At 37.8% G+C, this 26290-nt stretch carries 21 protein-coding genes; 15 read left to right on the forward strand and 6 right to left on the reverse strand.

Annotated elements, in window-relative coordinates; all coding sequences use genetic code 11:
• Positions 1-1308 precede the first annotated feature (1308 nt).
• From INE92_RS20410 to INE92_RS20480, 15 genes are all read left to right on the forward strand, one after another.
• Positions 1309-2325, forward strand: a complete 1017-nt coding sequence (locus INE92_RS20410; RefSeq protein WP_117885428.1) for a DUF3871 family protein — start codon at positions 1309-1311, stop codon at positions 2323-2325.
• A 312-nt stretch (positions 2326-2637) separates the two neighbouring features.
• A complete protein-coding gene (locus INE92_RS20415) occupies positions 2638-2910 on the forward strand; it encodes a hypothetical protein (protein WP_004321010.1) in 273 nt (90 codons plus the stop codon).
• A 154-nt stretch (positions 2911-3064) separates the two neighbouring features.
• Positions 3065-3652, forward strand: a complete 588-nt coding sequence (locus INE92_RS20420) for a tyrosine-type recombinase/integrase (RefSeq protein WP_151936460.1) — start codon at positions 3065-3067, stop codon at positions 3650-3652.
• 605 nt (positions 3653-4257) lie between these two features.
• Positions 4258-4611 (forward strand): hypothetical protein, encoded by a 354-nt coding sequence (locus INE92_RS20425; protein ID WP_005679027.1) that lies wholly within the window; start codon positions 4258-4260, stop codon positions 4609-4611.
• Between the two features lie 89 nt (positions 4612-4700).
• Entirely contained in the window at positions 4701-5045 is a 345-nt protein-coding gene (locus tag INE92_RS20430) for a hypothetical protein (RefSeq protein WP_070782710.1), read from the forward strand.
• Positions 5046-5066: 21 nt separating this feature from the next.
• Positions 5067-6137: a penicillin-binding transpeptidase domain-containing protein gene (locus INE92_RS20435; protein WP_211421242.1), complete on the forward strand. Its 1071-nt coding sequence runs from the start codon at positions 5067-5069 to the stop codon at positions 6135-6137.
• A 2-nt stretch (positions 6138-6139) separates the two neighbouring features.
• Positions 6140-7363 (forward strand): cell division protein FtsZ, encoded by a 1224-nt coding sequence (gene ftsZ, locus INE92_RS20440; RefSeq protein ID WP_151921626.1) that lies wholly within the window; start codon positions 6140-6142, stop codon positions 7361-7363.
• 52 nt (positions 7364-7415) lie between these two features.
• Positions 7416-8033: a hypothetical protein gene (locus tag INE92_RS20445; protein ID WP_151921627.1), complete on the forward strand. Its 618-nt coding sequence runs from the start codon at positions 7416-7418 to the stop codon at positions 8031-8033.
• A gap of 208 nt (positions 8034-8241) precedes the next feature.
• The gene (locus INE92_RS20450; protein ID WP_151921628.1) at positions 8242-8853 is read left to right on the forward strand and encodes a tetratricopeptide repeat protein; all 612 of its coding nucleotides are present in this window, start codon (positions 8242-8244) and stop codon (positions 8851-8853) included.
• Between the two features lie 116 nt (positions 8854-8969).
• Entirely contained in the window at positions 8970-9200 is a 231-nt protein-coding gene (locus INE92_RS20455; RefSeq protein WP_151921629.1) for a hypothetical protein, read from the forward strand.
• Positions 9201-9203: 3 nt separating this feature from the next.
• Positions 9204-9974, forward strand: coding sequence for a hypothetical protein (locus tag INE92_RS20460; RefSeq protein WP_149968142.1), 771 nt, complete (start codon positions 9204-9206; stop codon positions 9972-9974).
• Positions 9975-9987: 13 nt separating this feature from the next.
• Positions 9988-10632: a hypothetical protein gene (locus INE92_RS20465; RefSeq protein WP_151921630.1), complete on the forward strand. Its 645-nt coding sequence runs from the start codon at positions 9988-9990 to the stop codon at positions 10630-10632.
• 140 nt (positions 10633-10772) lie between these two features.
• Positions 10773-11171, forward strand: coding sequence for a hypothetical protein (locus INE92_RS20470; protein ID WP_229097028.1), 399 nt, complete (start codon positions 10773-10775; stop codon positions 11169-11171).
• A gap of 542 nt (positions 11172-11713) precedes the next feature.
• Positions 11714-12565, forward strand: a complete 852-nt coding sequence (locus tag INE92_RS20475; protein WP_117943097.1) for a hypothetical protein — start codon at positions 11714-11716, stop codon at positions 12563-12565.
• Positions 12566-12706: 141 nt separating this feature from the next.
• The gene (locus tag INE92_RS20480; protein WP_004320991.1) at positions 12707-13594 is read left to right on the forward strand and encodes a hypothetical protein; all 888 of its coding nucleotides are present in this window, start codon (positions 12707-12709) and stop codon (positions 13592-13594) included.
• Between the two features lie 374 nt (positions 13595-13968).
• On the opposite strand, the gene INE92_RS20485 is transcribed toward INE92_RS20480, so the two are convergent.
• From INE92_RS20485 to INE92_RS20510, 6 genes are read right to left on the reverse strand one after another with little or no spacing between them, the layout of a single operon-like run.
• On the reverse strand, positions 13969-15264 hold the full coding sequence (locus INE92_RS20485; protein WP_004310359.1) for an acetylxylan esterase: 1296 nt from the start codon (positions 15262-15264) through the stop codon (positions 13969-13971).
• 5 nt (positions 15265-15269) lie between these two features.
• A complete protein-coding gene (locus INE92_RS20490; protein ID WP_004310360.1) occupies positions 15270-16340 on the reverse strand; it encodes an endonuclease/exonuclease/phosphatase family protein in 1071 nt (356 codons plus the stop codon).
• A gap of 22 nt (positions 16341-16362) precedes the next feature.
• The gene (locus INE92_RS20495) at positions 16363-18135 is read right to left on the reverse strand and encodes a RagB/SusD family nutrient uptake outer membrane protein (protein ID WP_004310361.1); all 1773 of its coding nucleotides are present in this window, start codon (positions 18133-18135) and stop codon (positions 16363-16365) included.
• An 11-nt stretch (positions 18136-18146) separates the two neighbouring features.
• Entirely contained in the window at positions 18147-21179 is a 3033-nt protein-coding gene (locus INE92_RS20500; protein ID WP_015532086.1) for a SusC/RagA family TonB-linked outer membrane protein, read from the reverse strand.
• 12 nt (positions 21180-21191) lie between these two features.
• A complete protein-coding gene (locus INE92_RS20505; RefSeq protein WP_004310363.1) occupies positions 21192-23030 on the reverse strand; it encodes a RagB/SusD family nutrient uptake outer membrane protein in 1839 nt (612 codons plus the stop codon).
• A 19-nt stretch (positions 23031-23049) separates the two neighbouring features.
• Positions 23050-26289 (reverse strand): SusC/RagA family TonB-linked outer membrane protein, encoded by a 3240-nt coding sequence (locus tag INE92_RS20510; RefSeq protein WP_008776109.1) that lies wholly within the window; start codon positions 26287-26289, stop codon positions 23050-23052.
• Position 26290 lies beyond the last annotated feature (1 nt).

Consider the following 26290-nt stretch of genomic DNA (forward strand, 5'->3'; position numbering starts at 1 on the left):
ATCCCCACAGTCATAGACTTCTATTTGCATTAAACATGTGAACAAAATGTTTATGGAGAAAAATGTAAGTAAAGCCAACTTCCACCAAGAATTGCCTTTGTAAAATAACCATGCAATAATACTACCCAATAAGTATGAGCATAGATAGGTTGGAATAACAGAACCCTCTATCAGCCAAGTAATTTCCATGAATGAAAGAGGATGAAGTAACATCGCAATTATACAACAAAGTAATATTATACCCTCATACTTCCAGATATTTTTATCAGTTAGTTTCATAGCCTTAAGATTCTTTTAGCCCCAAATACAAGAATAATTATTGGAAATATGGAACACAAGCACCAATAAAAAAGTCCGTTTGCAAATAACATAAATAAATTTCCATAGGGATTGGGATATACAACTCTTAGTATCATGTCGATAGTACAATATATAATGGTGGAGAACAAGAAAACGTAACAGAGCAGTTTCCAAACACCATTATTTTTATAAACTTTCCAAGCTATTATACTACCTAGTAAACAACTTAATGTATAGAATACAACAATGCTTGGTATTTGTGAAATACATATACCAAAATTCAAAGCATACAAATATGAAGATAAGATACCGCATATTAACATTATGCCTTCAAACCACCACAATCTTTTGTCTGTTAGTTTCATTTATTGCTTTCCCTTATGTAATAAGAATTCATTTAATATCTAACACACAAATATAGTACATTTATTGGAAAAGAACTAAGCCAAACTGTTCTAAATCAAAATAAAAAACACAGTACTTATTTGGGCATATAGATAGAATACCTACTATTATTCCCCTCTCTTTAATTTTAGAAAATCCATCTTATTGAGATTCTATGCTTTGATAAAATGGATTTATTAGTCAGACAGTGAGCATGAGGTATATATTATGCACTCTATAGCGGTGTAACTACTAACACCCCCTTACCCATTATTAGGAAAAATGAAAGGATTACATGAATTGCTATTCAGCCCACAAACCTTTTGAACTTCTGAAATGTGCGGACTTATCAACGATTTGTATATGTCTACATATAAAGATGCACAAAGGAAAGTGAATGAATAGTACTTCATGTCAAGCCCTCATTTTGTCCTTAAATACACTATTTACTAATCTATTATTATGCGTATGGAGAATTTAAAGATTTTATTGACGTTTGGAATAATTCTAATTGTGCCAGTAGTCTTAATGCCACAGTTCTTTATTGGATTATTAATACTGATTGTGGCTTGCTTAGCTTTCAGACAGAGGAATTTCTAATATTAACTTAATAAATTACAGATTATGGAATCAACATTACAGATTATGCCAGTACAGAGAACTAGTAGAAACTTTGGTGAATATGCAGAAGAAGCGGTAATAATTGAAGAGCCTGTTGTTAAATCAAGTGTATCGTTTTTAGATGCTAACACAAATCCCGTTACATTGGAAGAATTGACAACTCAATGCGTTGTACCTACATGGGCAAACCAAGAGTTGACAATCGCACATCAGGATTTTATATCATGTGTGCATGATGCAGCCAGTTCTTTTTATGCAGGGGAGACAGTAAATGCGCCTGATATTCGTTGCAGTCATATTGTACGTGGCAGAATACCCCAAGCTCTTGGAAAGAAAGCTTCTGAACTGTTGGAATGTGAAAAAACACAATTCTATCAAAGACTTGCTTTTGCCTTTACCATTCCAACTATTTATGAGACAATAAATGGGCAGAAACTTGAATTGTGCGTGGGTGGAGTAAGGAACTATTCAGACTTGAACCTCTATCGTTCAACAAAAGGTTTGGAGAAATTCTCTTGCTTTATTGGGTGGCGTGTTCGCATTTGTAGCAATCAGGTACTCACAGGAGAAGGAGTTAAGTTCTCTATGGAAGTTTCAAATATTGGTGAACTCTATAGAAATGTGCTTGACTTGTTTAACAATTTCAATCCTGCCAAAGAAATCCATTTGATGCAAACTTTATCCAACACTTCACTTAGTGAATCACAGTTTGCACAAATCATTGGTCGTTGTCGTTGCTATCAAGCATTGCCAATTGGTTATCAGAAATCAATACCTAAACTATTGATAACTGACAGCCAGATAAACAGTGTTTGCCGTGACTTCTATCACAACGAAGCGTTTGGAATGAAAGATAATGCTATTTCTCTTTTCGATTTTCACAATTTGCTCACCCAATCCAACAAAAATAGTTATGTGGACACTTATTTGCAACGGGCAGTTAATGCAACGGAAATCAGTGTTGGAATTAACAACGTTTTACGTGGAATAGATGACAAATATCAGTGGTTTCTTAGTTAGTGGTATTTGAGAATATACAGGATTGTCAAATACAGAAAAAGGGCATCTATATAATAAAGTATAGGTGTCCTTTCTTTATTATATCACTTATTAATAATCAAAGATTTATGTTACAAACGTTAGTAGTCGTTACATTTTGGATTATAGTTTTCTTTATTGCGTGTGCAATCTCACCTGTTGTATTCTTCTTGATGATTATCTGGACTATATACAAGATTATTACGGTGAAGTAGTACATTAAAATGCAGAAAAAACAAAGAGCATCCATACAGGTGCTCTTTTTATTTATAAACCTCTTAAATATTAAAGAATATGGTAATAGAAGGCAGTCGCGAATACAAGGCAGCGCAAGAACTTGAAAGAGCCTTGAACGATTATAGTTGGAATCCTAAAAGGTTTGCTGAAAGTACAAAGTGTTACCACCGTACACTACAGCAGGAATTAATAAAAACCATAGTGGAGATTATTCGCATGGTTGGTAGTAAGGACTATGGTACAGACCTTAGGAATCAGGCATCACACGAACTTTGCAAACGGATAGTTGACAGTGGCGTGTTGGATGAAGCTCACCTACCTTTTATATAGGTTGAATGAAGTAAGGACATTATTTGCTTAGTGTCCTTGCTTTATAATATTCACTTTGTTAATTAGTGAATGTTTAGCTAATAATCAGTAGGTTAGATATTCCAACTCAAAATTAATATTCACTTATATTAGTTTCACTATAAAACAGAACGTTATGTCACTTAAATATTCAAGTACAACAGCAGATTATCTGCAATGGAGCGAAGCGATGAACCTAATAAGAAAATTGGCAAGGGACAGTAATTATAAGATGTCACTTCTTATTGCTTTAGGTTGCTTCACAGGTTTAAGAATTTCTGATATTCTCGCTTTGAGGTGGAATCAGATATTAGATACGGAAGAATTTACCATTACAGAGATTAAAACAGGGAAGCAAAGGACAATTAGGATTAATATGCAGCTACAGCAACATATCAGAGATTGTTATGGGCATATAAATCCAGTTGGCATAAATGCACCTGTATTAATGAGTCAGAAGGGGACAGTGTACACAGTTCAGAGAATCAATGTCATGCTGAAAGAGATTAAGAAGAAGTACAAGTTGCATATAGGCAATTTCAGTTGCCATTCTCTTAGAAAGACCTTTGGCAGACAGGTCTACAACATGAATAACGATAATTCAGAGCTTGCACTTGTTAAGCTCATGGAGCTATTCAATCACTCCAGTGTATCAATTACTAAAAGATATTTGGGATTGAGACAGGAAGAACTATTAAATACTTATGATTGTCTTAGCTTCTGATAATTGAGATTTGAGACAGAATGAATCGGACTTTACTTATTTATGCTCTGAATAGTTCTGTCTCAATTTATGGATATTCAGAGTAGAAATAGCTTTCAACTCTCATTTTAACAGATACATTTAATTGCAAAATAAAATACCTTTCATTATCTTTGTACCAATTCCAAGAACTTAGAGAGTTAAGTTGTTGGAAGGACATATTAACGAAAGGTGTTATTGAAATTATCTTCTTGTAACAAATCTCGCAAATTTGAAACGCTGTGAAGATGATAGCAATAGCACCCGCACTTTGGATATATACTTACCTTACGTTTGTAAAGTTTCTATATGCCGCTTGGTGTGGGTTGCTATTGTTTTATCCACAGCAAAGGCAATGCGAGAGCCCGTTACAAGGATAAAGCAAATAGTGTTCCCACACCTTTCTATATGTAATAGCCAACTATAGGGAACAGGTTGGCATAAATACAGGTATATAAGAAACAGACAGTCTATTTTACTACTCAACAGTTCTTTATTAAAGAAGTGTGCAACTCTATGTTGTGTTCCTCACACTATAATTAATAACTAAAAGCCTGTTAAGGAACAAAAGGGCATCTATTAATGATATGAAGAAAGTAATTCTATTGTATGTGATGATTCTAATTTCAAGTATCATATATGCAGATGAGATTAGAAATGTAAATGGAGAAGCTAGAGGTTTTAGTAATACCAGTGTAATTATTAAGATTAAAGTACAAGATAATGGTAAAATTACCGCCATAGCTCTGTATGATGATTATGCTATACTCAATAAAGACAAATGGATGAGTATATATGTACCTATGCGTAAGATTGAAGACGACATAGCTAATCCCAATATTCCTAAGGAAACAAAGAATTATCTGTTAAAGGACTATCCTAAGAAGAAATATTACGGCAATACTAAAATCAATAATAAGCCTGTGACAATTATATTCTAATTATAAATATCGCAGTTATTTATTGACAATTATTATTTAATATCCCAAAGGGGTTAACTATATATTAATCAGCTAAGGAGGAATTTACAATGAAGAGACCAAATGTAAACATATTGTACATCTGTGTAATATTTGCACTAATTACATTATTCAGTTGTAAAGGAAAGGGTGGTACTTATAGGGACGGTGTATTCTATCCAAATGATGAGAAACTGGCAGGTAGTAAGAAAGTTACGAAACCGGATGGACATGAATATATAATGTTTTACAATAGAGATGGGACACCACAAAGCGGAGAAGGAATGCATCATCCTACCTGTAAGAAGTGTAAACAACTAGAGAAAGAAGGGTACTATGAACATCAATTTATACTAAAAGACGGAAAGAATATTCATGACCCTAATTGCTCTGTATGTAAAGAATGGAACAACTAATACAGAAACTACTCTAAGGTAATGAAGAACGAATTTATAGCGTTAATAATATTGTTCTTATTAGTTTCCTGCCAATCTAGGCAACAAGTTACAGAGAATATCTCCACAATAGATAGTATATTACAAGTAAATGTAACTTCTCTACTGGAGAATAAACTATCTGAACTCGATGCTTTATCTGGGCAGGCTATAGTAATGGAAGTTCAATCAGGGCAAATAAAAGCTCTGGTTGGACTTACTAGGAAAGACAGTACGAACTACCAATCATGTGAGAACTTCTCTGTATGGCAGTCTACTGGTCTGATGCACCCAATATCACTATTGGCAGCTTTAGAAACAGGTAAGGTGAAGTTGAGTGATAAGGTTGATACTGGAAATGGTATCTACCAAATTCATGGCATAGAGCTTAAAGACCATAATTGGCATAGAGGGGGATATGGTGAGCTTACAGTACAAGAAGGATTGGCAGTTGGTTCCAATATTGCTACTTATAAGACAATGGAGAAGGCTTTTGGTGATAATCCTCAAACCTTTTTCGATTTACTTGCTAATATGAGCTATGGTAAGCCAGATAGCATCACAGAAATAGCCAATCTACAACCTGCACACATTGTAACTCCTAAAGATAACAACTGGACAAAGACAGCCTTTGTATGGTCTAGTATTGGTTATAACCAACACGTATCGCCAATCCAAATACTAACCTTCTATAATGCTATCGCCAATAATGGGAAGATGATACAGCCTCAACTATATAAGGATAGTGTAGTAGTTATTAATCCACAAATAGCAAGTAGGGCTAGTATTGATAGTTTGAAGAAAGCTCTAGTATTTAATATTACTGACGGATTAGGTCAACCTGCCAAGTCTGATAAGGTAGTAGTTGTAGGTATGCAGGGAACTAGTTCATTATCTACTAATGAGGATAGTACTAAGAATATGTATGCGGTAGAGTTCTGTGGCTACTTCCCTACTGATAATCCTAAGTATAGTATCATTGTATCTATTAATAAGACTGGATTACCTGCAAGTGGTGGACTAATGGCAGGTGATGCTTTCAGGCAATTTGTTGATAAAATAATGGAAAAATAATCATGGATGGTATAATTGAATTTGATTTAATCAAGAATCAGGCTTCCAACATTATAAAAGTAATAGGTGTAGGTGGTGGCGGTGGAAATGCTGTAAAGAATATGTATAGTCAAGGAATTAAAGATGTTTCTTTTGCTATATGCAATACGGACAGCCAAGCTCTAAGCCGTTCCAATGTACCTACTAAAATACAGTTAGGAGACACTGGTCTAGGAGCAGGTGGTAATCCTGAAAAAGGACGTGCAGCAGCAGAAACAAGCATTGAGCAGATAAAAGCTCTTTTTAATGATACTACTCAAATGGTATTTATTACAGCGGGAATGGGTGGTGGAACGGGTACTGGGGCAGCACCCATAATAGCTCATATTGCAAAAGAAATGGGAATATTAACGATAGGAATCGTTACAATCCCGTTTCAATTTGAAATGAAGCCTAAAATAGTAAAAGCTATTAAGGGAGTTAATGAGATGAAAGAAAACGTGGATGCATTGTTGGTTATCAACAATGAACGTTTGAGAGAAATATACGCTGATGGAATCACTACAGCTAAAGAAGCGTTCTGTAAAGCTGATGATATTCTAACAACTGCAACTAAAAGTATTGCAGAAATTATCACCATTGAAGGAACTATAAACAGAGACTTCTGCGATGTTGAAACCATAATGAAAGATGGTGGAAGTGCTATTATGGCAATGGGTAGAGCCAAAGGAAAATATAGAATACAAAATGCAATATTGGATGCTCTCAATTCTCCTTTATTGAATGATAATGATATAGAAAAAGCACAAAAGCTATTGTATATTATCTATTCCAGTAAAGAGAATCCTATTCTTATCAATGAATTGTCTGAATTGAATACATTCATGGAGGAATTAGACCCAAACATTGAAGTTATTTGGGGACTATATGACGATGATAGTTTAGGAGAGGATGTAAAGATTACACTAATTGCAACAGGTTTTGATAACAAGAAAGATTCTGTGAACGCTGAAATTAGCGATGATGTAAGACTTAAATCTGAAATTGAGAAATATTACAAACCTACTCCTGAACCATTGAGTAAACAAGTCCAATCAGCTATTGTTGAATCAAATAATGATACAAAAGAAGAGATAACAGAGACACAAGAGCCTATTACATTTGAAGAAACTACATCTCATTTTACAAAAGAAAAACTTATTACTCGTCTTAGTAATATGATAAGTAAATTGATGGAAGATGAATAGATGGTAGTGTTTTCAAAAACTGTTTATCGCATAATTTCTAAACAAATACAATATGGAAGGTTGGATAGTTTTAGGCTTAATACTAATAGTTATCGCCTATTTCTTTGGCAGGATTGGATTCGCTGTTGAGGAAGATAAAGAACGGTCTGAATATGCAAAAACAAATGACGCTATTGATAAAGCAATTGATGCAGAAGATAACAAGACACGGAACTTGCTCATTAAGACTTTAATGAATATAGGTTGTCAGTCAGAAGAAAATAAAGAAACGGGAAGGATAAGATTTATATATCAAGGAGAATGTTTTTCTATTGATGCAGAAAATGAATCTCCATTTATTACAATTTGGGATACATACTGGGCAAGAATAAGTTTAGCAAATCTGGAAATAAATAAACTAAAAGATGCTATTAATGAAACGAATATTAGTATGAGACCCACAATCTTTTATTCTATTGAAAAAGAAGAAAGTGAAGTTTGTTTACATTGTAAATATGTTATGCCATTCATTATAGAAATACCTGATATTAACAACTATCTTCAAGCCAATTTAAATAACTTTTTCATCGCTCATGAATGTTTGAAAGTAGAGTTTAAAAATCTGGATGAAAAAGAAGTGCTACAAAATGCTAAAGGGAGAACAGTTGTAAAAGGATTCAATCTTAAATAATAGGTAACTTTAATATTTCATGAAAGCAAGTTTAGTACTAGACTTTGGAGCGATATTACGTAGACTGGCATTGTCGTTCCAATCTGGAAAGGCAAACTATTCCTTTTGGGAGTTGCACACATATATTTACATGATAATAGATGGCATAAAACCTTTTAAGAGGTTTATATATGATTAAATAATTATCTCTCAATAATATTATATCAATATGGTAAATAACAAGAATCTTATAGGAATTGTAAATAGTCTCTTAGAGGGACATGTTTCTATTGAACAAGTATGGAATGATTATGGAACTTATATTCGTTCTATTAATAATTGCAACACTTATGATGAAGTTATGTCATTAACATGTGTATATTATAGATACGGTGTATATTTAGCGAATGAAGGGTATTATCAAAAATCACTTTCATATCTTGAGAAATCATTAACCGTCTTAACAGATGGAATACATCTTGTTTCTAAAGAGACATATAATAATTTTTATGCGGAAGTATTAAAATACAAATCGACTGTTCTGTATAGATTGGGTAAATACCGTAAATCACTTGAATGTTTAAAGATATTAAAGACAACCTTTCCAGAAAAAGATGAATTCAGAATTGATTATGAAAACTGTTTTCAGGCACTACTCAACAAGTCTATAAATCCTCTCTATCTATTTGTAATACTCTTTTGGGCAATTTATGGTATAGACCATTGGTTACTTGATACAAATTTCCTACCCAGCTGGACTTTTAATATCGGATGGTACTTTTGGATAGTCTTAGTTGTGATACAATTTGGATTTCCATGGATAAAAAGATTTAATAAATAGTTACCTTATGGAAGTGAAAGGGAGAAATGAACAAAATGTTTTATATGGAGAAATCAGAAAAAATATCTAATGAATATTGCAGATAAACAAATAGCAATATTAATATCACATAAATAATGGAAAATATAGAACTTAGAAACATAGATGATGAACTACAGCATACTTTTAATAGTATGTCTCCATATTTCCCATTTACGGAAATTATAGGAGATTGGAAGTATGAGCACCCACAAATGGGAACTTGTATAGGTACGAACCTAAAGACTGGAAGCTCTTTCTTCTGTGAATACAATCCACCTATTGATTTTCTTACTTTAGCAAATATGGATAATGAAGGAAATGTATAAATAATGAATGGGAATAAACTTTTTTTAGTTGTAACAGATTTATGTAGCAATGCCTTACCGCTAACTTTGCCTACAATCATCTCCAATTTCAATAATACTGGAGTTGTAAGAGGATGTATCATATTGCTGCCATCTAAATTTGAAGGACGAAAACAAATAGAATTAGCTAATGAGCGCATGAGTGTTCTGTCTCCATTATTTGACTTTCTTATTGTGGTTAATCCTCAAAAACTTTCCCGTGAATTTGTAAAGATGCATAATATTAACGGGTTTGAAGCTTTTTATGATGAATTATGGAAAGAAGTTGCAACTCTTACAGCTATCGTTCATTCTTCCAAGAGTTTGGATGAAGTTAGGAGAAATTGGGAGAAAGATAAATCATCAAAAGCACTATTGCAGGGTGGAGCTTTATATATCATTAGAGATAAGGATATTGATTTCACTATTGATAAAAAAACTTTGCTTTTAGGTGTAGGTGATGCTGGTACTGGAGTGGCAGAAGAAGTTCATTTATTAGGTTTAAACAATATGACGGTGGTTCGATTGGGAATTGGCGGTGTGAGATGTTGGGGAAATAGTCATGGATTGGATTTGGCAGGAAGTTGGAATTATTTTTATGGGATTGATAAAAGTTACCGTTTTTGTATTGAATTTGTGAAGGAGAATATAAATGCAATCCAATATGATATAGAATACTTTTTAGGGTTCGATGTTTCTTGCCAATCAGATATACAAATTAAAGAACTTGAAAAATATAGTAAACACGGTCATTAATGAACACAGTAGTATGATAAAATTCAGCCAAATACCATATTCTACATATTCCTATGATGGAATGCCCAAACCAACATGGGTAAAAGCTACTTGTCCCCCAAACGGTATTCCTCATAATTTCAGCTTATCTGATGATGATATGCTGACCTATTATCTTGAAATATTTAGAAATAGAACAGCTAAGGATAAGCCATATATAGACCAATATAGCTCTATAGAAGAATTGGAAGAAGATATATATGGTAACTGTTTATACTATTGGGTTCCTAAAGATTTTAAGGAAATATATTATACTCTTGATAAACAAGAATTTTTCCATAAGATAAATGTATTGATAAAGCAATATGGTAATGCCATTGTAATAAAACATCGTGCTTTATGTATAAAAACAGATGAAAGTATAAATCTATATTCTTTTTATAAAGGTTTATGCCCAGATGAGGATATATTATCTATATGTATTCCAATAAGAATATTTGAATTAGGACTATGGGAGGAAGGAAGCTTAATGTATATGACTAACGAAGATTATTATAATTTATTAAAAGAAATTCTAGTCAAACATGAAGCAGGAGAATTAACGGAAAACCAAATAGAAGAAATAATAGATTCTGTAATCATAAAAGATTGGATAATTGATATAAAGCCAATCCAATAGAATACTCAAAAAAAGAGATTACATCATAGAAGGATTTACTGTTTGTTATGTGAAATACGATGAGAATGATAAGGAGATATTTATACCCAAATCTAAGTAAATGAGCTAGGCAAACTAGGATATAAGAATGGAGGTAAATTATGAACATTGAAAGAGTAAAATGGAGCTATCTTAATATTAAGAAGCAAAAGTTAGAGTATAAGGAGGAGTTGAAACATATTAATGACCCTATAAACGGAGTTTGTAATCCTAAAAAGGAATTCCCCAAACAGCTAAAGGATAATAAAGAACCAGATTTCTTTACTCCTAATGCTCCAATTAAATATGCAACGGCAGGAGGAAGAGGAGTAATGATAGGTTGCGGAATTATGATAGTCTTATATGTCATAGGCGTAATTATAGGACTATGCTTGGGATATGGTTGGAGCAGCCTTCTTCTGCCTTTCCTGCCATTTATCGTAATTGGATTTATTGGCTACATTTGGGAGATGTTTAAGAAGTTCTATAATCTAGGATATGATGAGAAACGTAGGATATAAATCAAGAACAGGCAGCATTTGAAACAATTCACTTGTTGCCTTTTTAGTTCACTTCCTTCTCTTCTTAACCAATCTATGCTTATCCTTCTTAGCTGAATTTGAGAATAGTTGTTCTAACATTTCCCTTGTTACAGGTCTGTATATAATATCTGTATATGTAGTTTCTCTAATCTCTTGTGGTAAATAAGAAATCACGGTGCTCTTTTTTGGTGTTACTTGCATATTTGTGTAAAAATAAATAGATTAGTAATTGATTTATCTATAGCAAAGGTACTGATAAGAATCAGGTAAATCTAATATAAGATATACATTCTGGATTATTGGAATATATGTGCGTATATCTTTAAAAGGATGCGATTTGAGGTAGCAAGCAAAGCAATTCTTGTAACTGATTCATGACAGATATTTATGATTTTATTTTTTGTACCTGTGAGATATGATGAAACTAAGTCATTGATAAGGTGGTAAGTGAAATTTCATTTACTGCCTTATTTTTTTATCTAATTCTTTCTATCTTTAAGGCATAATTTAAGATTAGAGATATGGAAGATATAAAGCCAATAGATAAGTTTACATTAGACAAATATGTAAAAGAAGAAGATGATTTGCTAGAGTATGTAAAGCAAGTTGCTATGGAATTTTGTCCAGATGTATATGAAGGCACATATATTTTAGAGACACAAGCTCTTGATATTTTCAAGAATAGATATAATCAAAAGTTTATTACCAATAAATTCAGCTATGCTGATTATAAGAAAGAGGATAGCATACAAAAAGCATTGCAGGGGATAGGTATTGATATTAACAAATTCTGGTATTTAGTCTTATTTGTTTTTGATTATAGTAATGGAAGCTGTTTAGAAGGGATGAAATTGTATGATTCTCCCAAAGAAGAATTAGAAAAATTTATTAATATAGTTGCCAGTACTTGTAAAGAAGATAAAGGTGTTAATAAAATATCAGGTATTTCTTTTAATAAATCTCTAACTTTGACTTTAAAAGGAGGAAAGCATCCTTTAGTCATAACCAATCCCAATACAATTTTCTATATAGCCTGCCTATTGGAAGATGGTCTTGAAAGTATTGAGCAAGATAGTAGAATGAGTAGAGAAATTGTATCACTATATAAAACAAAAGAATTATATACAGCACGTATTTATCTATTTGCGAAGATGGTACTTTATTTTTTTGAAACTAATCCTGAATTTAACAATCAAAGAGCACCAAAAGGAAGTGGGATGAATTTCAGTAAACTATTACTTATATCTAATCTAATTTACTTTACCCAATTATCCAAAACTGATGGATATTTAGGAGATGATGATACTTTGAAGAAACTTATCAAACAATACAAAAATAAGGAAATTAGAACTGTAAACAACTTCTATCTTTAATCGCATTATAATGTGGCTTCTGTTTTAAGGGGGAGGAGAAAATAGGACTAATTCTTCTCCCTTTTGCTTCTTTCTAAAATCCTCACCTTTGCAGTATAATCTAAAACTGGAGCGCACCAGCCTAAAAACTGCAAGACAAAAATGTTCGAATATTATTTTTATGAAAGTAACAGAGATATTGTTACTGAAAATGTTGTTAAATGCTATTCTATGATTAGCAAGTATGGCTTTCAACCTTCAATGGGTAAAATCAAGATGGTTGAGGGTGATGACCTCAAAGGTGAGAAACTGTATAAAGTTTCTGTAATACCCAAACGCAATGACAAGCCTTTATCTATAACTAACTTTATGGTAGAAACAGAAGAGGTTACAAATGAGGAAGAAAGGAAAAAAGCAAAATCTCCTGTCGATGGACAGCACCGGTTAATTGCTATGGGGATTTTGGAATCAGAGGGCAAGTTTACTTTTGACGAATCATCTATGGTGGAAATTGTTAAACTCCCAGAAGAGATGAGTCTGCCACTCTTTACAGCATCAATCAACAATGGCAAGCCTTGGAACTACAAAGATTTTAATGGGTCTGGGCTAAGTACTGGTAATGCACAGATTGACTACATTGAAAGGATAATAGGTGATTACGACTTGAAGCCAGAGTTTGTTTATGGACTTTATACAATGGGACAACCAGAGTTAAAAGCTAATGTAGTGAAAGATTTGAAGGTTGGCATTGATAGACTTCCAAAGAACCTAAGATTGAGTGAGGACACCCAATCAATGGGCGACAAACTTTTACAGGCATTTAAAGCCAGTAAGATGAGTGAAAAGACATTCAACAATGGCAGGTTGGCAAAAGGACTAAAACAATTCTTCAAGGACAAGAATCCGACCATAGAACAAATGGTTGCCATAATCGAAGCAATGAATAAAGATGTCTGGCATGCAAATTATCCTAAACCTAAAGGAAGTCCAGAAGCTAAGAACTATGCAGAGAACTTTGCCGAGTATTATGAAGATATACTAAGCAAATAAATGATTGAAAATTAAAAGCCAGTTATCGAGATGATAGCTGGCTTTTTTTATCTAAATATGAATTGTCACATCTAAATGCAGACTAAAATTCTAATCTCAAAATTATGCCTTATACATAATTAATCCTATCTTTGTGTCGTTCAAACAAGGCAAGATAAGTACAAATTTGAGGAACTAACTTTGTAAGTTACTAATAGACAGCACCCAATCTAAATATATTGTTTTTATTCGATTTCAGTGAATCTTATTAGAAGAAAGTAACTATAAAACACCGGAAGAGAATTCTATTTAACAGAATTACTCTTCCGGTTTCTAACCTAACTAACCTCTTGTTATAGTGTTTGTGCCTGTTTCGTTTTTATCAGTTCAGATTATTACCACACTACATACTGATTGAAAAAACGAGTACTTTCAGCAATCCATGAGTCCATGTTCTCATAAGCTGCAAAGTGTCCTGATGTAGGGTAACATATCCAGCGTTTAGGTGTACGGATGTGATTGTATGCTGCAAAATTTGTATGTGGTGGTGTAATGTTGTCCTGAAGTCCGAATCCCATTAATACTGGGCATTTGATCCATCCGGTCAGATTCTTCAAGTCAAAGTAAGTTAGTAATGAGAATATTTTATCTTTGTCAATATTCTGCCGGGCAGCTCCTTCGAATACCAAGTTGGCAGGCCAGTGAACCAAACGGAAATAATCGGGATAGTCTGACAGAAAGGGTACGATAGGCGCAGCTGCGGAAATACGATGGTCGAGTGACGCTGCTGCTAATGTGAGCGCTCCACCTTGCGAAATACCTGTAGCAAAAAGGTTTTGTCCGTCAAAGCATGGCTGAGCAAAAATAAAATCAATACTGCGGACTGTATCAGCAAAAGCACCTCTGTAATAGTAATGTTTGGGTGAATCCAGTCCGAAAGCAATCCACTCACCAAAGCGGTTATAAGGTTTGTTGAGGCCTTGTCCACGGGGTGGAATGACCAAGATACACCAACCGGGATAGTCGTCGGGACTGGGAATCCAGGTGACGGCATCATAACCTTGATAAACCACTACGGCCGGATGACTCTGACCATCTGTAGGGACTGCCCAATACCCCCGTAAGATTTCTCCTTCAAGCGAGCGCATTTCTACTTCGTAAACATCACGCTCTGGCTTCGAAGATTCAGGTAGACGTGTCATTTTATAGGCAGGGTGTACACGTTTAAGTTCGGTGATGGTTTTATTCCAAAATCTTTTTAAGTTAGGGGGACCATCCGGTTTGGATAAAATCTGTTCGGCTTCGTATCCAAAGAAGAAATGTTTCAGAGTGTCGGTGCCGGCAATGAAACAAACCTGGTAAAATCCGGGAGTGAGATTCGTGAGAGTGACTGATGCACGACTGCGAAAGCCTCCACCGGGAGCTATCGAATCTGTTCCGAAAGAGTAGGTTATAAAGGTAGACGATACAGCATTGCCGAAATCTGTTGCAATGTCCATGCGTATCCTATCCGAAAAACCTGACTGTGCAGATGTCAATTCCAGCATGAAGCGTACTGGATGTTCGTTATCGAACATCCAGTTTTGCTCAACAGGAATATTGAGATTTATGGTCTTCTGTGTATAACTTCTTATTGAGTATCCGGTCAGGAGTATAATGACGTATATCCACTTTTGCATCCTGTTAATCATTGTAATTACTCTTTGATATAAAACGTAATCAGCACTCCTTTATGATCGCTTGGCCACTGATTGTTTACGGGCGGAATGATTGGATCTTTGGTTTGTTCTTCTATTCTTTGTCCGCGTACAATAGAGCCTGTTGGACCTACTATCTGGGCACTTTTTATTTGTAGATTTTTATTTGGATAATAGTAAACGAAATCAATTCGTTCGCGTTCATCTGCCTCCGGTGCCCATGAGAGATTCTCTGGAATGACTGATTTATTGTCTGCTGGAAAAGTGAATCCCGGACATTTCACCGGATCGGGATGAATTACCCGGTAGGCATCTTTATATCCCCGTTGAACCAACAATTTGGAAGTTCCCCAATTGACGATACATCCGCGATGATCGAATAGATCTTTTGTATCGGCCTGCCAATCCAGATAAGAAGGCTCATTCAGATCTCCGGCAAAAAATACGAGTGCTCCTTGCTCTAGCTCTTTGGCAGCGTTGTTGATAAAAGCTTGGGCGGATTCTATACGGTCTGATTCTTCGCAGACAGCAAGTATCTTGTTTACATCAGTGATAGGAGCCGGAAGTTTATCCCAATTAACGCTACCGTCATTGTATCCCCGGGGATAGTAACAGGTGTAGTAACGATACTCTGAATGTGCCGGGTAAACGGCCACTCGTTTCCCATTGACATCCAGAATCGCTTTGAACATCCATTTGTTGATGCGTTCTGTCTCTTTGATCGGATATTTTGATATGACCGCTCTTCCGTCTATTCGTGCATCGTAATAGATGAGTCCCTTATCTTTAAGCCCTTGCATTAGTTTAGGCATCACGGGATCGTCTTGTGGACCTTTATATAATTCGCAAAATGTAGCAATGTCTGGCTGTAGGGTAGCAATCTGTTCTATCAGATATTCCGGAGCATGCTCCACCTTGGTACACTCCACCCATAAGTTGAGTTGAAGGAACTTAATCTCTGTTTTCTTTCCTGTTTCTTCTTCCGGTACAGATACTTCCGTATCGGTTTTAGAACATGCAGTGATAACAGGAAGTATGGCAATAATAATAGTTAATAACCACTTTTGCATAATCTGTATTTTTTAGATTTGATTACCAGCCCGGATTCTGACAGTTAGTTCCTGAAGCATTCTGTAACCGGATCGCTTCGTCACCCGGTATTGGATATAATAGGAATTTTTCACTATATGCTTTTCGGTTATTATCTACTACAAAACGGGAGTAACTTCCATCTGAGTTTGCCTTCATTCCGGTAATTACTTTATCTGTTTGATCCAGCATCTTCCAACGGCGTACATCAAAGAAACGGTGTTCTTCAAAAGCAAGTTCTACGCGTCTTTCGTTCCTGATTCGCAGACGAAATTGATCACAGGATAATCCGTAAGGAATGCCTGGCATACCTACTCTGGAACGTACTGCATTGACTGCGTCTACGGCATCATTGGGTACAGTTCCGGTAGTAGATGCTTCATTAGCTGCCTCTGCATAATTCAAATATAATTCAGCCAGGCGGAACTCTTTGAAGTAACCATCCAGATTGCCGGAACGTCCGGATTTATAATGTGAGAACTTACGCGTATAATAGCCGGTACAGGTGTAACGTGCGTTACTGGGATCAAGTGCACAGTTTCCTCCTGTCTTGGTTGAGAGTAGTGCACCGGTTTCCAGGTTTAGTTTGGAACCATCGTAATAAATAGAAGCTTTAAGACGCGGATCACGGTTCTCATACGGTTTGGCTCGATTGTAGAGACCTTCAACAGCCGAATTCAAGTTAGGCTGCAGATGATTGGCATCTAGATAAGGGCTCTCTAAATTGAGCAGAGGATAAGATTCTGTCATGTCACCGTTCACAACTTCATAGGCATCAAGTAGCTCTTGCGACGGACACGCACCGGCATCTGTCTGGCCGTCGGTAGTTGGCAGGCCAGCATAATTCCACATATACATTTGTCCAACTTCCATAATGGTTTCTTTGTCATTAACTACCGGCAAGTCAGTGCGCGAATAGAAATACACATCATAAGGAGAATAACCAGCTGTAGCATTCGGCTGTTTCTTATAAAGTTCATAATTGTTCGCCAGACAGTCATCCAGAGACTTTTTAGTAATTTCTGCGGCTTCTGTCCAAGTGATTGTTCCGTCATTGTACAGAGGACTGGCTGCATAGAGTGATATCTGTGAACGGATGGCTGCACAGATGGCTTTTGTCATAACGTGACGGTAATTCTCCTTATCTAAGGAACGCCATCCCCATTCTTCAACAGTGGGAATATCAATAGCAGCCTGACAATCAGCTAATATTTGGCGGGCACACTCGCCAAATGTACCTCTTTTAACCTTGGTATAATCGTAGTCGGGAGTTGTTATGATGGGAACACCTCCATAACGTTTCACCAATTGAAGATAATAGAAAGCGCGTAATGTAAGTACCTGTGCCTTGAAACTGTTACGTATATCTTCCGAGTAGACACTGGCAGTAGGGATATTGGCAAGAAAGATGTTGCAGGCACGAATCCCTTGATAATAATAATTGTAGTTTTCCGGATTTCCTTCGATGCCCTCCAGCGGATTGCTGAAGGGAGATAATTGTCCTTCATTCCATTTGCGGGTAACTCCGTTCTGTAGTTCCCAGGAATCTTTGGCTTCATCCGTACAACCAGCTAGCATGGTATAGTTATAGTTCATTCCGTAATTCAGAATCCATCCATAACATTGATTCATATAAGTATACGTTTTACGGTTCGTGGTAAACAAATCGCTGTAATCCGTACGGCCGTCCGGATGATCTTCAATTTCAGTACATCCTATGAATGAGGATAATATGAGCAAGGAGAATACTCCTGATATGATTTTATTTATTTTCATAACTTCAGTCTTTAGAAATTCAGGTTAAGTCCTATGTTAAATGTTCTGTAAATGGGGTATACAGAGTAGGAATATTGTTCCGGGTCCAGATTATCGAACTTGAGAGATGAGGTGGTCAACAAATTGGCTCCGCTGATATAGAATCTCATTTTCTCCAGTTTCAGCTTACTGCTCCAACGTTTAGGAAGTGTATAACCTAATACTACATTCTTCAATCTCATATAGTTATTTTTGGAATAGAAGAATTCATTCGATTGGAGACTTGAAGAGCTTCCTGTGGTCAAAGCCGGATAGCTGATTTTTTCATTTGCCGCATAGCGATCTGCTGTCCAGGCATTACGGTGCAGGTCTGTGTACACTCCTTGGTAAGCATTATCGAAGATACCGCATCCACTGTAATAGGCTGCTGTACCTGATACACCTTGTAACTGAACATACAAGTCAAAGTTTTTGTATTCCAGTTGAATAGAACCACCATAAGAAAGTGTAGGTAGTGTCTGGGCTTTGTCCATCGGTGCCTGGTCACGCTCATCTATATTTCCGTCGTTATTTAAGTCTTTGTAAATGAAATCACCTGGGCGCGGAGAAGCACCAGAGAATCGCAGACCGCTTTTATCTATTTCCTCCTGGCTATTATAGTAGCCGTTTCCGTTGGAATAGTCAATCAGATATCCGAACTGTTGTCCTGCAGAATAGCCGGTTTTACGATATGGATAGTAATATCCGCTGGCGGTACGGTTCAACTCTTTTATGTCAGTTACTTCATTTTTATTGTATCCCATATTCCCTCTGATAGTCATTCTTAATCCACATTTCAGATTCTTGATATAAGATAGTTCAAGATCAAATCCTTTGTTGTTCATCTTACCCAGATTTTCAAATGGCAGATTTTCACTGGCGATACCTTGTGCAGAAGATACACTGTTATTTTGGATAGCCATTTGGGTCTGTTTCACGTTCCAATAATCAAATGTGATACCTAGTGAGTTGAATAAGGTAACATCTATTCCGTAATTTTGCTGGAAAGATTCTTCATAATGGATATACGGATTACCTTGCATACCTTCTACAGTATGAAAGCCATAGTAGTTGCTTAGTAAGTAACCTGCATCTTTATAACGTACATCTGTAGCATACAGGAAACGGGTGTCAGATATCTGGTCATTACCCAGCCAGCCGGCAGATGCGCGTATTTTGAGGAAGGACAACCAATCTGTGTCTTTCAGGAAACTTTCGTTGGATACCACCCAAGCGGCAGATACTGTCGGGAAGAATTTAAAACGGTTACCTGGTTTGAACTGTTCTGTGCCATCATAGGTAAAGTCTCCCTGTATATAGTACCGTGAATCATAGCCGTATTTCACATGTCCCATTAATGACAAACGATCGTATGGGAGATCACCGTTTTTCATCATATTCTCATTGAAATAGCTGACAAATGCATCTACTTCATGTTTGCCTCCAAAAATACGATTATAGTTGATGAATCCTTGGAAGTTGATAAAGTAGCGCATATTAGCGGTCTTACTTAAACTTAGAGGAAGAGTGGTGTGAGTACCGAAAAGTCCGCTGCCATTGGCTGCATAACGTGCGTAGTCAGTAGAACCATAGATTGTTCCGTCATAGTTTGCTTCATAACCTACTATTCCTTTTACGCTCAATCCTTTAGTCAGGAATCCCAGATCCAGATTCATTCCATAAGCGACGTTCAGATTGATACCTGTTTGATGGCTATATCCGGAGCGGTTGATAAGTCCGTAAGTAGGATATTCATTGTATTCTGCAGTAATCACTTTTCCGTCTTCGGTGATAGGTCCAGGTACGGTGGGGGCCATCTGATAGATCGAATTCATGATATCTCCTGTCCCGTTGTATCCTTGATTCATCCGGTCGATAGTGACATTTGTGTTAAGGAAACAGTTTAGATAACGATGCAGAGTGACGTCCACATTAGCTAAAATGTTGAAGCGATGCAATTTGAGTGCAGGATTATAATTATCATTCTTCTCTGCATCAATCAGGCTGTTTTGGTGAAGATAACCGGCATTAACAAGGTATTTAACCCGGTTGTTACCTCCGCTGATATTTACGTTGTAACGTTGCATACTGGCTGCATCATTCATAAAAGTGTCATACCAGTCGTGTCCCGGCATAGTTCCATCTGTAAACCCGGCTATTTCATATAAAGAATAGAGTGGAGTGCCACCGTCATTGAGTAAGGCCTGGTTACGCATTTGTGCGTATTCACCGGTACTTACTATTTTAGGACGCTGGGTAGCCTGTTGTATGGAGAAGTCCATGTTCACATTTACTTTAGTACGTCCTATTTCGCCTCTTTTTGTAGTAATAAGAATTACTCCGGAAGAAGCTCGCGGACCATATAATGCTTTAGCTGCGGCATCTTTCAGAATACTGACAGATTCTACAGTGTTGGCATCGAGTGTATTCATATCGAATAATGGAGCCGGAATTCCATCGAGTACAACCAAAGGTGAATTACCGTTTATGGAATTCAGACCACGTATATACATCGTTGTTGCATCATCGGCTGGTGTGCTGGTGGATTGGATAGAAGTCAATCCTGCCAAGCGTCCGGTCAGCGTAGCTGAAAATCCGCTATTAGGTGTTTTAACTAACTCTTCTCCCTGAACGGTAGAGATTGCTCCTGTATAACCTCCTTTTCTCTCTTTCTGCAGCATGGCTACTTCGAGAGATGTATCCTGACCGGCGATGTCTGATATCAGACAAAACTCTACCGGTTTATTCAGAGTGAATTTCATTGTCTGGTTCCGATATCCCGGAATCTTACAAATGACCATACTGGCTCCCGACGGAATCTCCATGATGAATTTTCCGTCTTTATCACTGCTTGTGGTGTATTCGGGATTGTCCGGGACAGAAATGATTGCGCCGTCTAAAGGTTCGTTGCTCTCATTCCGCACCACACCGGATATAACTTCTTGCACTTGTGCCCGGCATACTTCATTGCCTGTGAACAGGCATACGATGCACAAAAGTGTGATTATTCTGTTTTTCATATACATTCTGTTTTATGATTACCATCCTGCATTTTGCCACGTCTGTCCTGTCGTGCCTTCCAATACGGCTGCTTCATTGGCAGGGATAGGATATACGTGCCATTTCTTTTCATAACTCATTTTGCTCGGTTTGCTGCCGTCTGTTCCTAGATTGATTCTTTCATAAGAGAATGAGTTTCCATTTTTGGTGATTCTCATACCTGTGGTAAACTTCTCATTTTCCATATTCTCATTGGCGGGTGTCCAACGGCGGATATCGAAATATCTGTCTTCTTCACAAGCCAGCTCTATCTGGCGTTCGTGGCGTACCAATAAACGAGCTTCGTTCTTGTCGTTTGTCGACAGATCAACCGAAGGATCAAAACCTGCGCGATGACGGATTTCATTGATCCATTCCAGGCCTTCGGTAAGGTGTCCGCTTTCAATAGCGGCTTCGGCGGCATTCAGATAAATTTTGCCTAATCGGTAAAAACGGAAACGGCCATCATATCCAGCCACTCCGGCTGCCTTACAGTTACCGTTTACCATTCTTTTTCTCCAATAATAACCGGTACGTGTATTCGTATTTCCACTTGTACGGATTTCGCTATTTCCTCCCACGTACGTTTCTACTACTGCCGGTTCCTTTCCTAACAGCACAGGACTGTTATTATAAAAAATTGTAGCCTGGAAACGAGGATCACGTCCCTTATAAGGGTTGGCTGGGTCATAACCGCTATTAGGGTTATAATTAGGTGACAGATGCTTCTCATCGTTATAAGGTTTCGATAAATCCAGTACAGGCTTTCCTGTTGCTAGCATATCATAGGCGTCTACTAATTCTTGGGAAGGAACAATAGTTAATTGAGCGTTTCCCAATACCGGAGCTCCGATAACGTCATACAAAGGATTGGTGTATGGGTCGGGCCAATAGCCTTCGGTACTTTGCCAGATTGTTTCTTTATCACTGGGATCTGTTCCGATATAGTTATTGAGCGTAAAGTACTCCATATAAGCATTGTTATAGTACTTTTCAGTATCCGCACATTTAGTATACAATTCATATCCATTGGCTTTCAGCTGTTCCAGACAGTCTTTGTTGATTGTGTAAGCCCATTCCCAAAGATCTTTGCCGCCATTGTTGTAAGTGCTGGCTGCGAATAGACATGCTTCGGAACGGATAGCCATTGCGATACCTTTGGTCATTCTGATCTTCTCGTTGAGTGTTGTCAGTCGCCAAGGGAGGTTGCTGGATTGCAAAGCTATTTCGCAATCATCTACAATGAATCGGGCACAGTCTTCGAAAGTAGGACGTGATAGAGTTGAATAATCATAGTCTAAACCGTATGGCTCTTTCTCAATAGGCACAGGACCATACCATTTCAGTAACTCCATATAGAAATAAGCACGGAGTACATGAGCCTCTGCTACCCAACGGTCACGGTCGCTTTCTCTTGGTATGGCGGCGGTGGCTGCCCGTTGGAGGAATGTGTTGATAATACGGATTTGCCCCCAGTATAACTGCCAGTATCCTCCTTCTGAGTAGGTGTCACCCATATCTCTGCGAACGTCGAGATAGAAGTCGGTGGTGGTACAGTTGCCGGATGCGGCATGTGCAAAGCCGGCACCGGAACCATCCGTGCAATCCCACGCTTCATCACTAAGTGCTACGGGATAGTTGCTCCAGAAATGATATCGTAAACTCTTTTTAGGCAGATAGTCAAAGCAAGTACTGAAATAAGCTTTAGTCAGATCGGGATCTTGGAATACTTCGTCCAGTGATAATCTTCCGTCGGGAGCTACATCCAACGCTTCATTACAAGAACTGAATGTGAGCAAGGAAGCAAACATGCATATATAAATCAATCTTTTTTTCATATCGGTTTTGTTTTAGCCGTTAAAATGTAATATTTAAACCTACATTGTACGTACGCATTGTTGGATAGGCTGCCGGACTGTTTTGTTCGGGATCGAAGCTGTCAGTCTTCAGGTGAGTCCATGTATACAAGTTGTTACCACTTAAATAGAAACGTACATTGGAAGCACCGATTTTCTTGCTGATGCTTTCCGGTAATGTATATCCTACTTCTGCATTTTTCAGACGTATATATGAGGCATCCATGATAAAGAAGTCGTTGGGCTGCAAGCTCGGGCCGCCACTGCTGGACAGACGAGGATACGTAATCTTTTCGTGATTATTATAGCGTTCTTCGCTCCAACGTTCCATGTGCATCTTGTAAAAGTTGCCGCTGCTTTCATAAATACCGGCTCCTGAATAAGTCTTGCTGTATTGGCCTACTCCCTGCAACATGATAGAAACATCGAATCCTTTCCAGTTGGCAGATAAAGAGAAACCGTAGTTGATGCGAGGCAATAGGGAGGAATAGCCAATGGGAGCCTTGTCACGGTCATTGATGACACCGTCTCCGTTGAGATCTTTATAAATAAAGTCTCCGGGTTCCGGTGTTCCTACACCTTCATAAGTCAGTCCGCTCTTGGCAATACTCTCGTCGCTATAGAAGAATCCTGTGCCGTCACGCCCTTTTTCAGGATCATAGCTGTGGTCGATGATATATCCCCAGTTTTGTCCTAATGAGAAGCCGGTGGTGCGGGTGCGATAAGCATAATCCTTACCTAATAGTGGCTCGTCATATTCCAATACTTTGTTTTTGGCATAACTGAAGTTTGCATTAGCAGAAACAGATAGCCCGTTTTTGAATTGTTTCTGATATCCGAGGACCATTTCGAATCCCTGATTCTTTACTTCACCATCGTTCATCAGTGGAAGAGCGGATGAGGGAAGACCTTGAATCATAGGAGTAGTCTGCGGGATAATCAGAATATTTTTTCTTTTTTCAACAAAGTAGTCAAATGAGAAGGAAAGATCATGATACAAGGATATGTCTATACCATAATTCTGTTTTTCAGCTGTTTCCCATGTGATGCTTTTGTTTCCTATGTAGTTTTCGGCTATCTTGTAACCTTGTCCCCAACCGGAACCATTGGAAGCATATCCCAAGCTTGGGGATAACCAATGATCTCCTTTACTGTCGGTGACTACGGAATATTGACTGATATTATCCAGATAAAGGAAACGGGCTGAACCGAAGGCGTCGTTACCAACTTTTCCCCAAGAAGCTCTTAACTTCAGATTGGTCAAAACCGGATTATCCTGAAGGAAGCCCTCATTAGTAATCAGCCAACCGAAAGAGGCAGCCGGGAAGAGACCAAATCGTTTGTCCGGTGAAAATTGTTCAGAGCCGTTATAACCTACGTTGACCTCTGCAAAATAACGTCTGTCATAGTCATAAGTTGCACGTCCGGCAATACCGATGACGTTGTAAGGAAGCAGTAGGTCACCGGATGTTTCTTTGGATTCTTTGATGTCCCGTTGAGCTAGAAACATAGCAGTGACATTATGCTTTCCAGCGAAGGTCTGGTTATAGTTGATTTGTCCCTGTAAGTTCATAACCCAATAAGATTCGGAAGACTTTGTGAGTTCAATCGGGCCGTCTTCGTCCTCCAGGCTAGGATGGCGATTGATAAACAAATGCTCTCCTGAAGCTAATGTCTGATACGTATACCAGGTATAGGAACGTTTTCCGATTGTTTTCCCAAATCCTTTGGAGTCGAAAGATACCTGGCCTTTGACAGAGAGCCCTTTAGTGATAAATCCCAAATCTATTTCTACTCCTCCGATAACATTGATTCCCGATCTGGTTTCCAGTTGATAGCCCGAACGGTTGATTAGCGGATATGCACTCAATGAATTGTTGGCGGGATCTTCTACGGATAATCCGGCACCAATAGGGAAAGTACGTATAGCATCAGTAGCGTATGCACCTTCCGGGGTGAGATACATGGAAGTAGGGCGTGAGGTCAAAGCGCTGTTGAATACACTTGACATACTTGCGGAAGTTCCGTTGATCCGTTCCAGATAAGAGGAAGCGTTTAAGTTAATCTTTACCGACTTATTGACTTTGTAGTCGATATTTGAGCGGAAGTTGTAGCGGTCTAATGAAGACTGGGCATTGTATCCCAACCTGGATTTAGGTTCTACGTTGAACATACCTCCCTGATGCAGATAGCCTGCACTTACAAAGTATTGAAGTTTGTCCGAACCTCCCGAAACGTTCATGTTGGCTCTGGTCATGGGAGCATAATCTCTGAACAAGATATCTTGCCAGTTATTATTCGGATAAAAATCCGGGTCTACAGGATTACCTGTTTTCCATGAGTCGAACTTATCAATGTCCGGCCCGAGGAATTCAGCGGAATTTCCGTCGTTCACGAGTGCTTCATTGCGAAGTCTGACCCAGTCCCATGAATCCAGACGTTCGGGCTTGAAAGCGATTTCCTGCATGCTGAATTCTACATTGGCACTGATACGGGCAGTTCCTTTTTCACCTCTACGAGTGGTAATCATTATCACTCCGTTGGCACCACGTACTCCGAATACTGCTGTTGCGGAAGCATCTTTCAATACGGAGATATTAGCAATCTCGTTCGGGTCGATAGATCGCATATCGTCTACAGCTACTCCATCTACCATAATTAATGGGTTTGTTCCGTTTGTAGTGGCAGCACCACGCAGGAACATGGTGACTTCGTCACGTCCCGGTTCACCGGAGGTCTGGATAGTTGTCAATCCTGGGAGTTTTCCGGATAAAGCGGAACTTAGGTTGGGCGATGAGGATTTCATCAAATCTTTTCGATCAATGGAAGCTACGGAACCGATGACAGAAACCTTTTTCTGGGTACCGTAAGCTACCACTACAACTTCCTCCAGGTTCGCTACGTCCGGATGCATGATGATACGCATGTCTTTTTTAGCAGGAATGTCCTGCTTTTGATAACCTACATAACTGATTTCCAGTATAGCGTTGGGGGCAACCGATAAAGAGAAACGACCGTCTATGTCTGTAATAGTACCATTCGTTGCTGCTCCTTTTTCTATGACGGAAGCTCCGATCAGGCTTTCACCGGACTCGTCTACGACGACTCCAGAGGCTGTTATTTTAGACTGTTGCTGTGTCAGGGTAGCATCTCCGATATCCGATGCATTTCCTGTAACGGGAATACAGATTCCCAACCCAAGCAACAGGCACATTTTGTATAGCCAATAACTTTTTTTCATA

Origin of the sequence: Bacteroides xylanisolvens (assembly GCF_018289135.1) — a bacterium.
In the GTDB taxonomy this organism is placed as follows: domain Bacteria; phylum Bacteroidota; class Bacteroidia; order Bacteroidales; family Bacteroidaceae; genus Bacteroides; species Bacteroides xylanisolvens.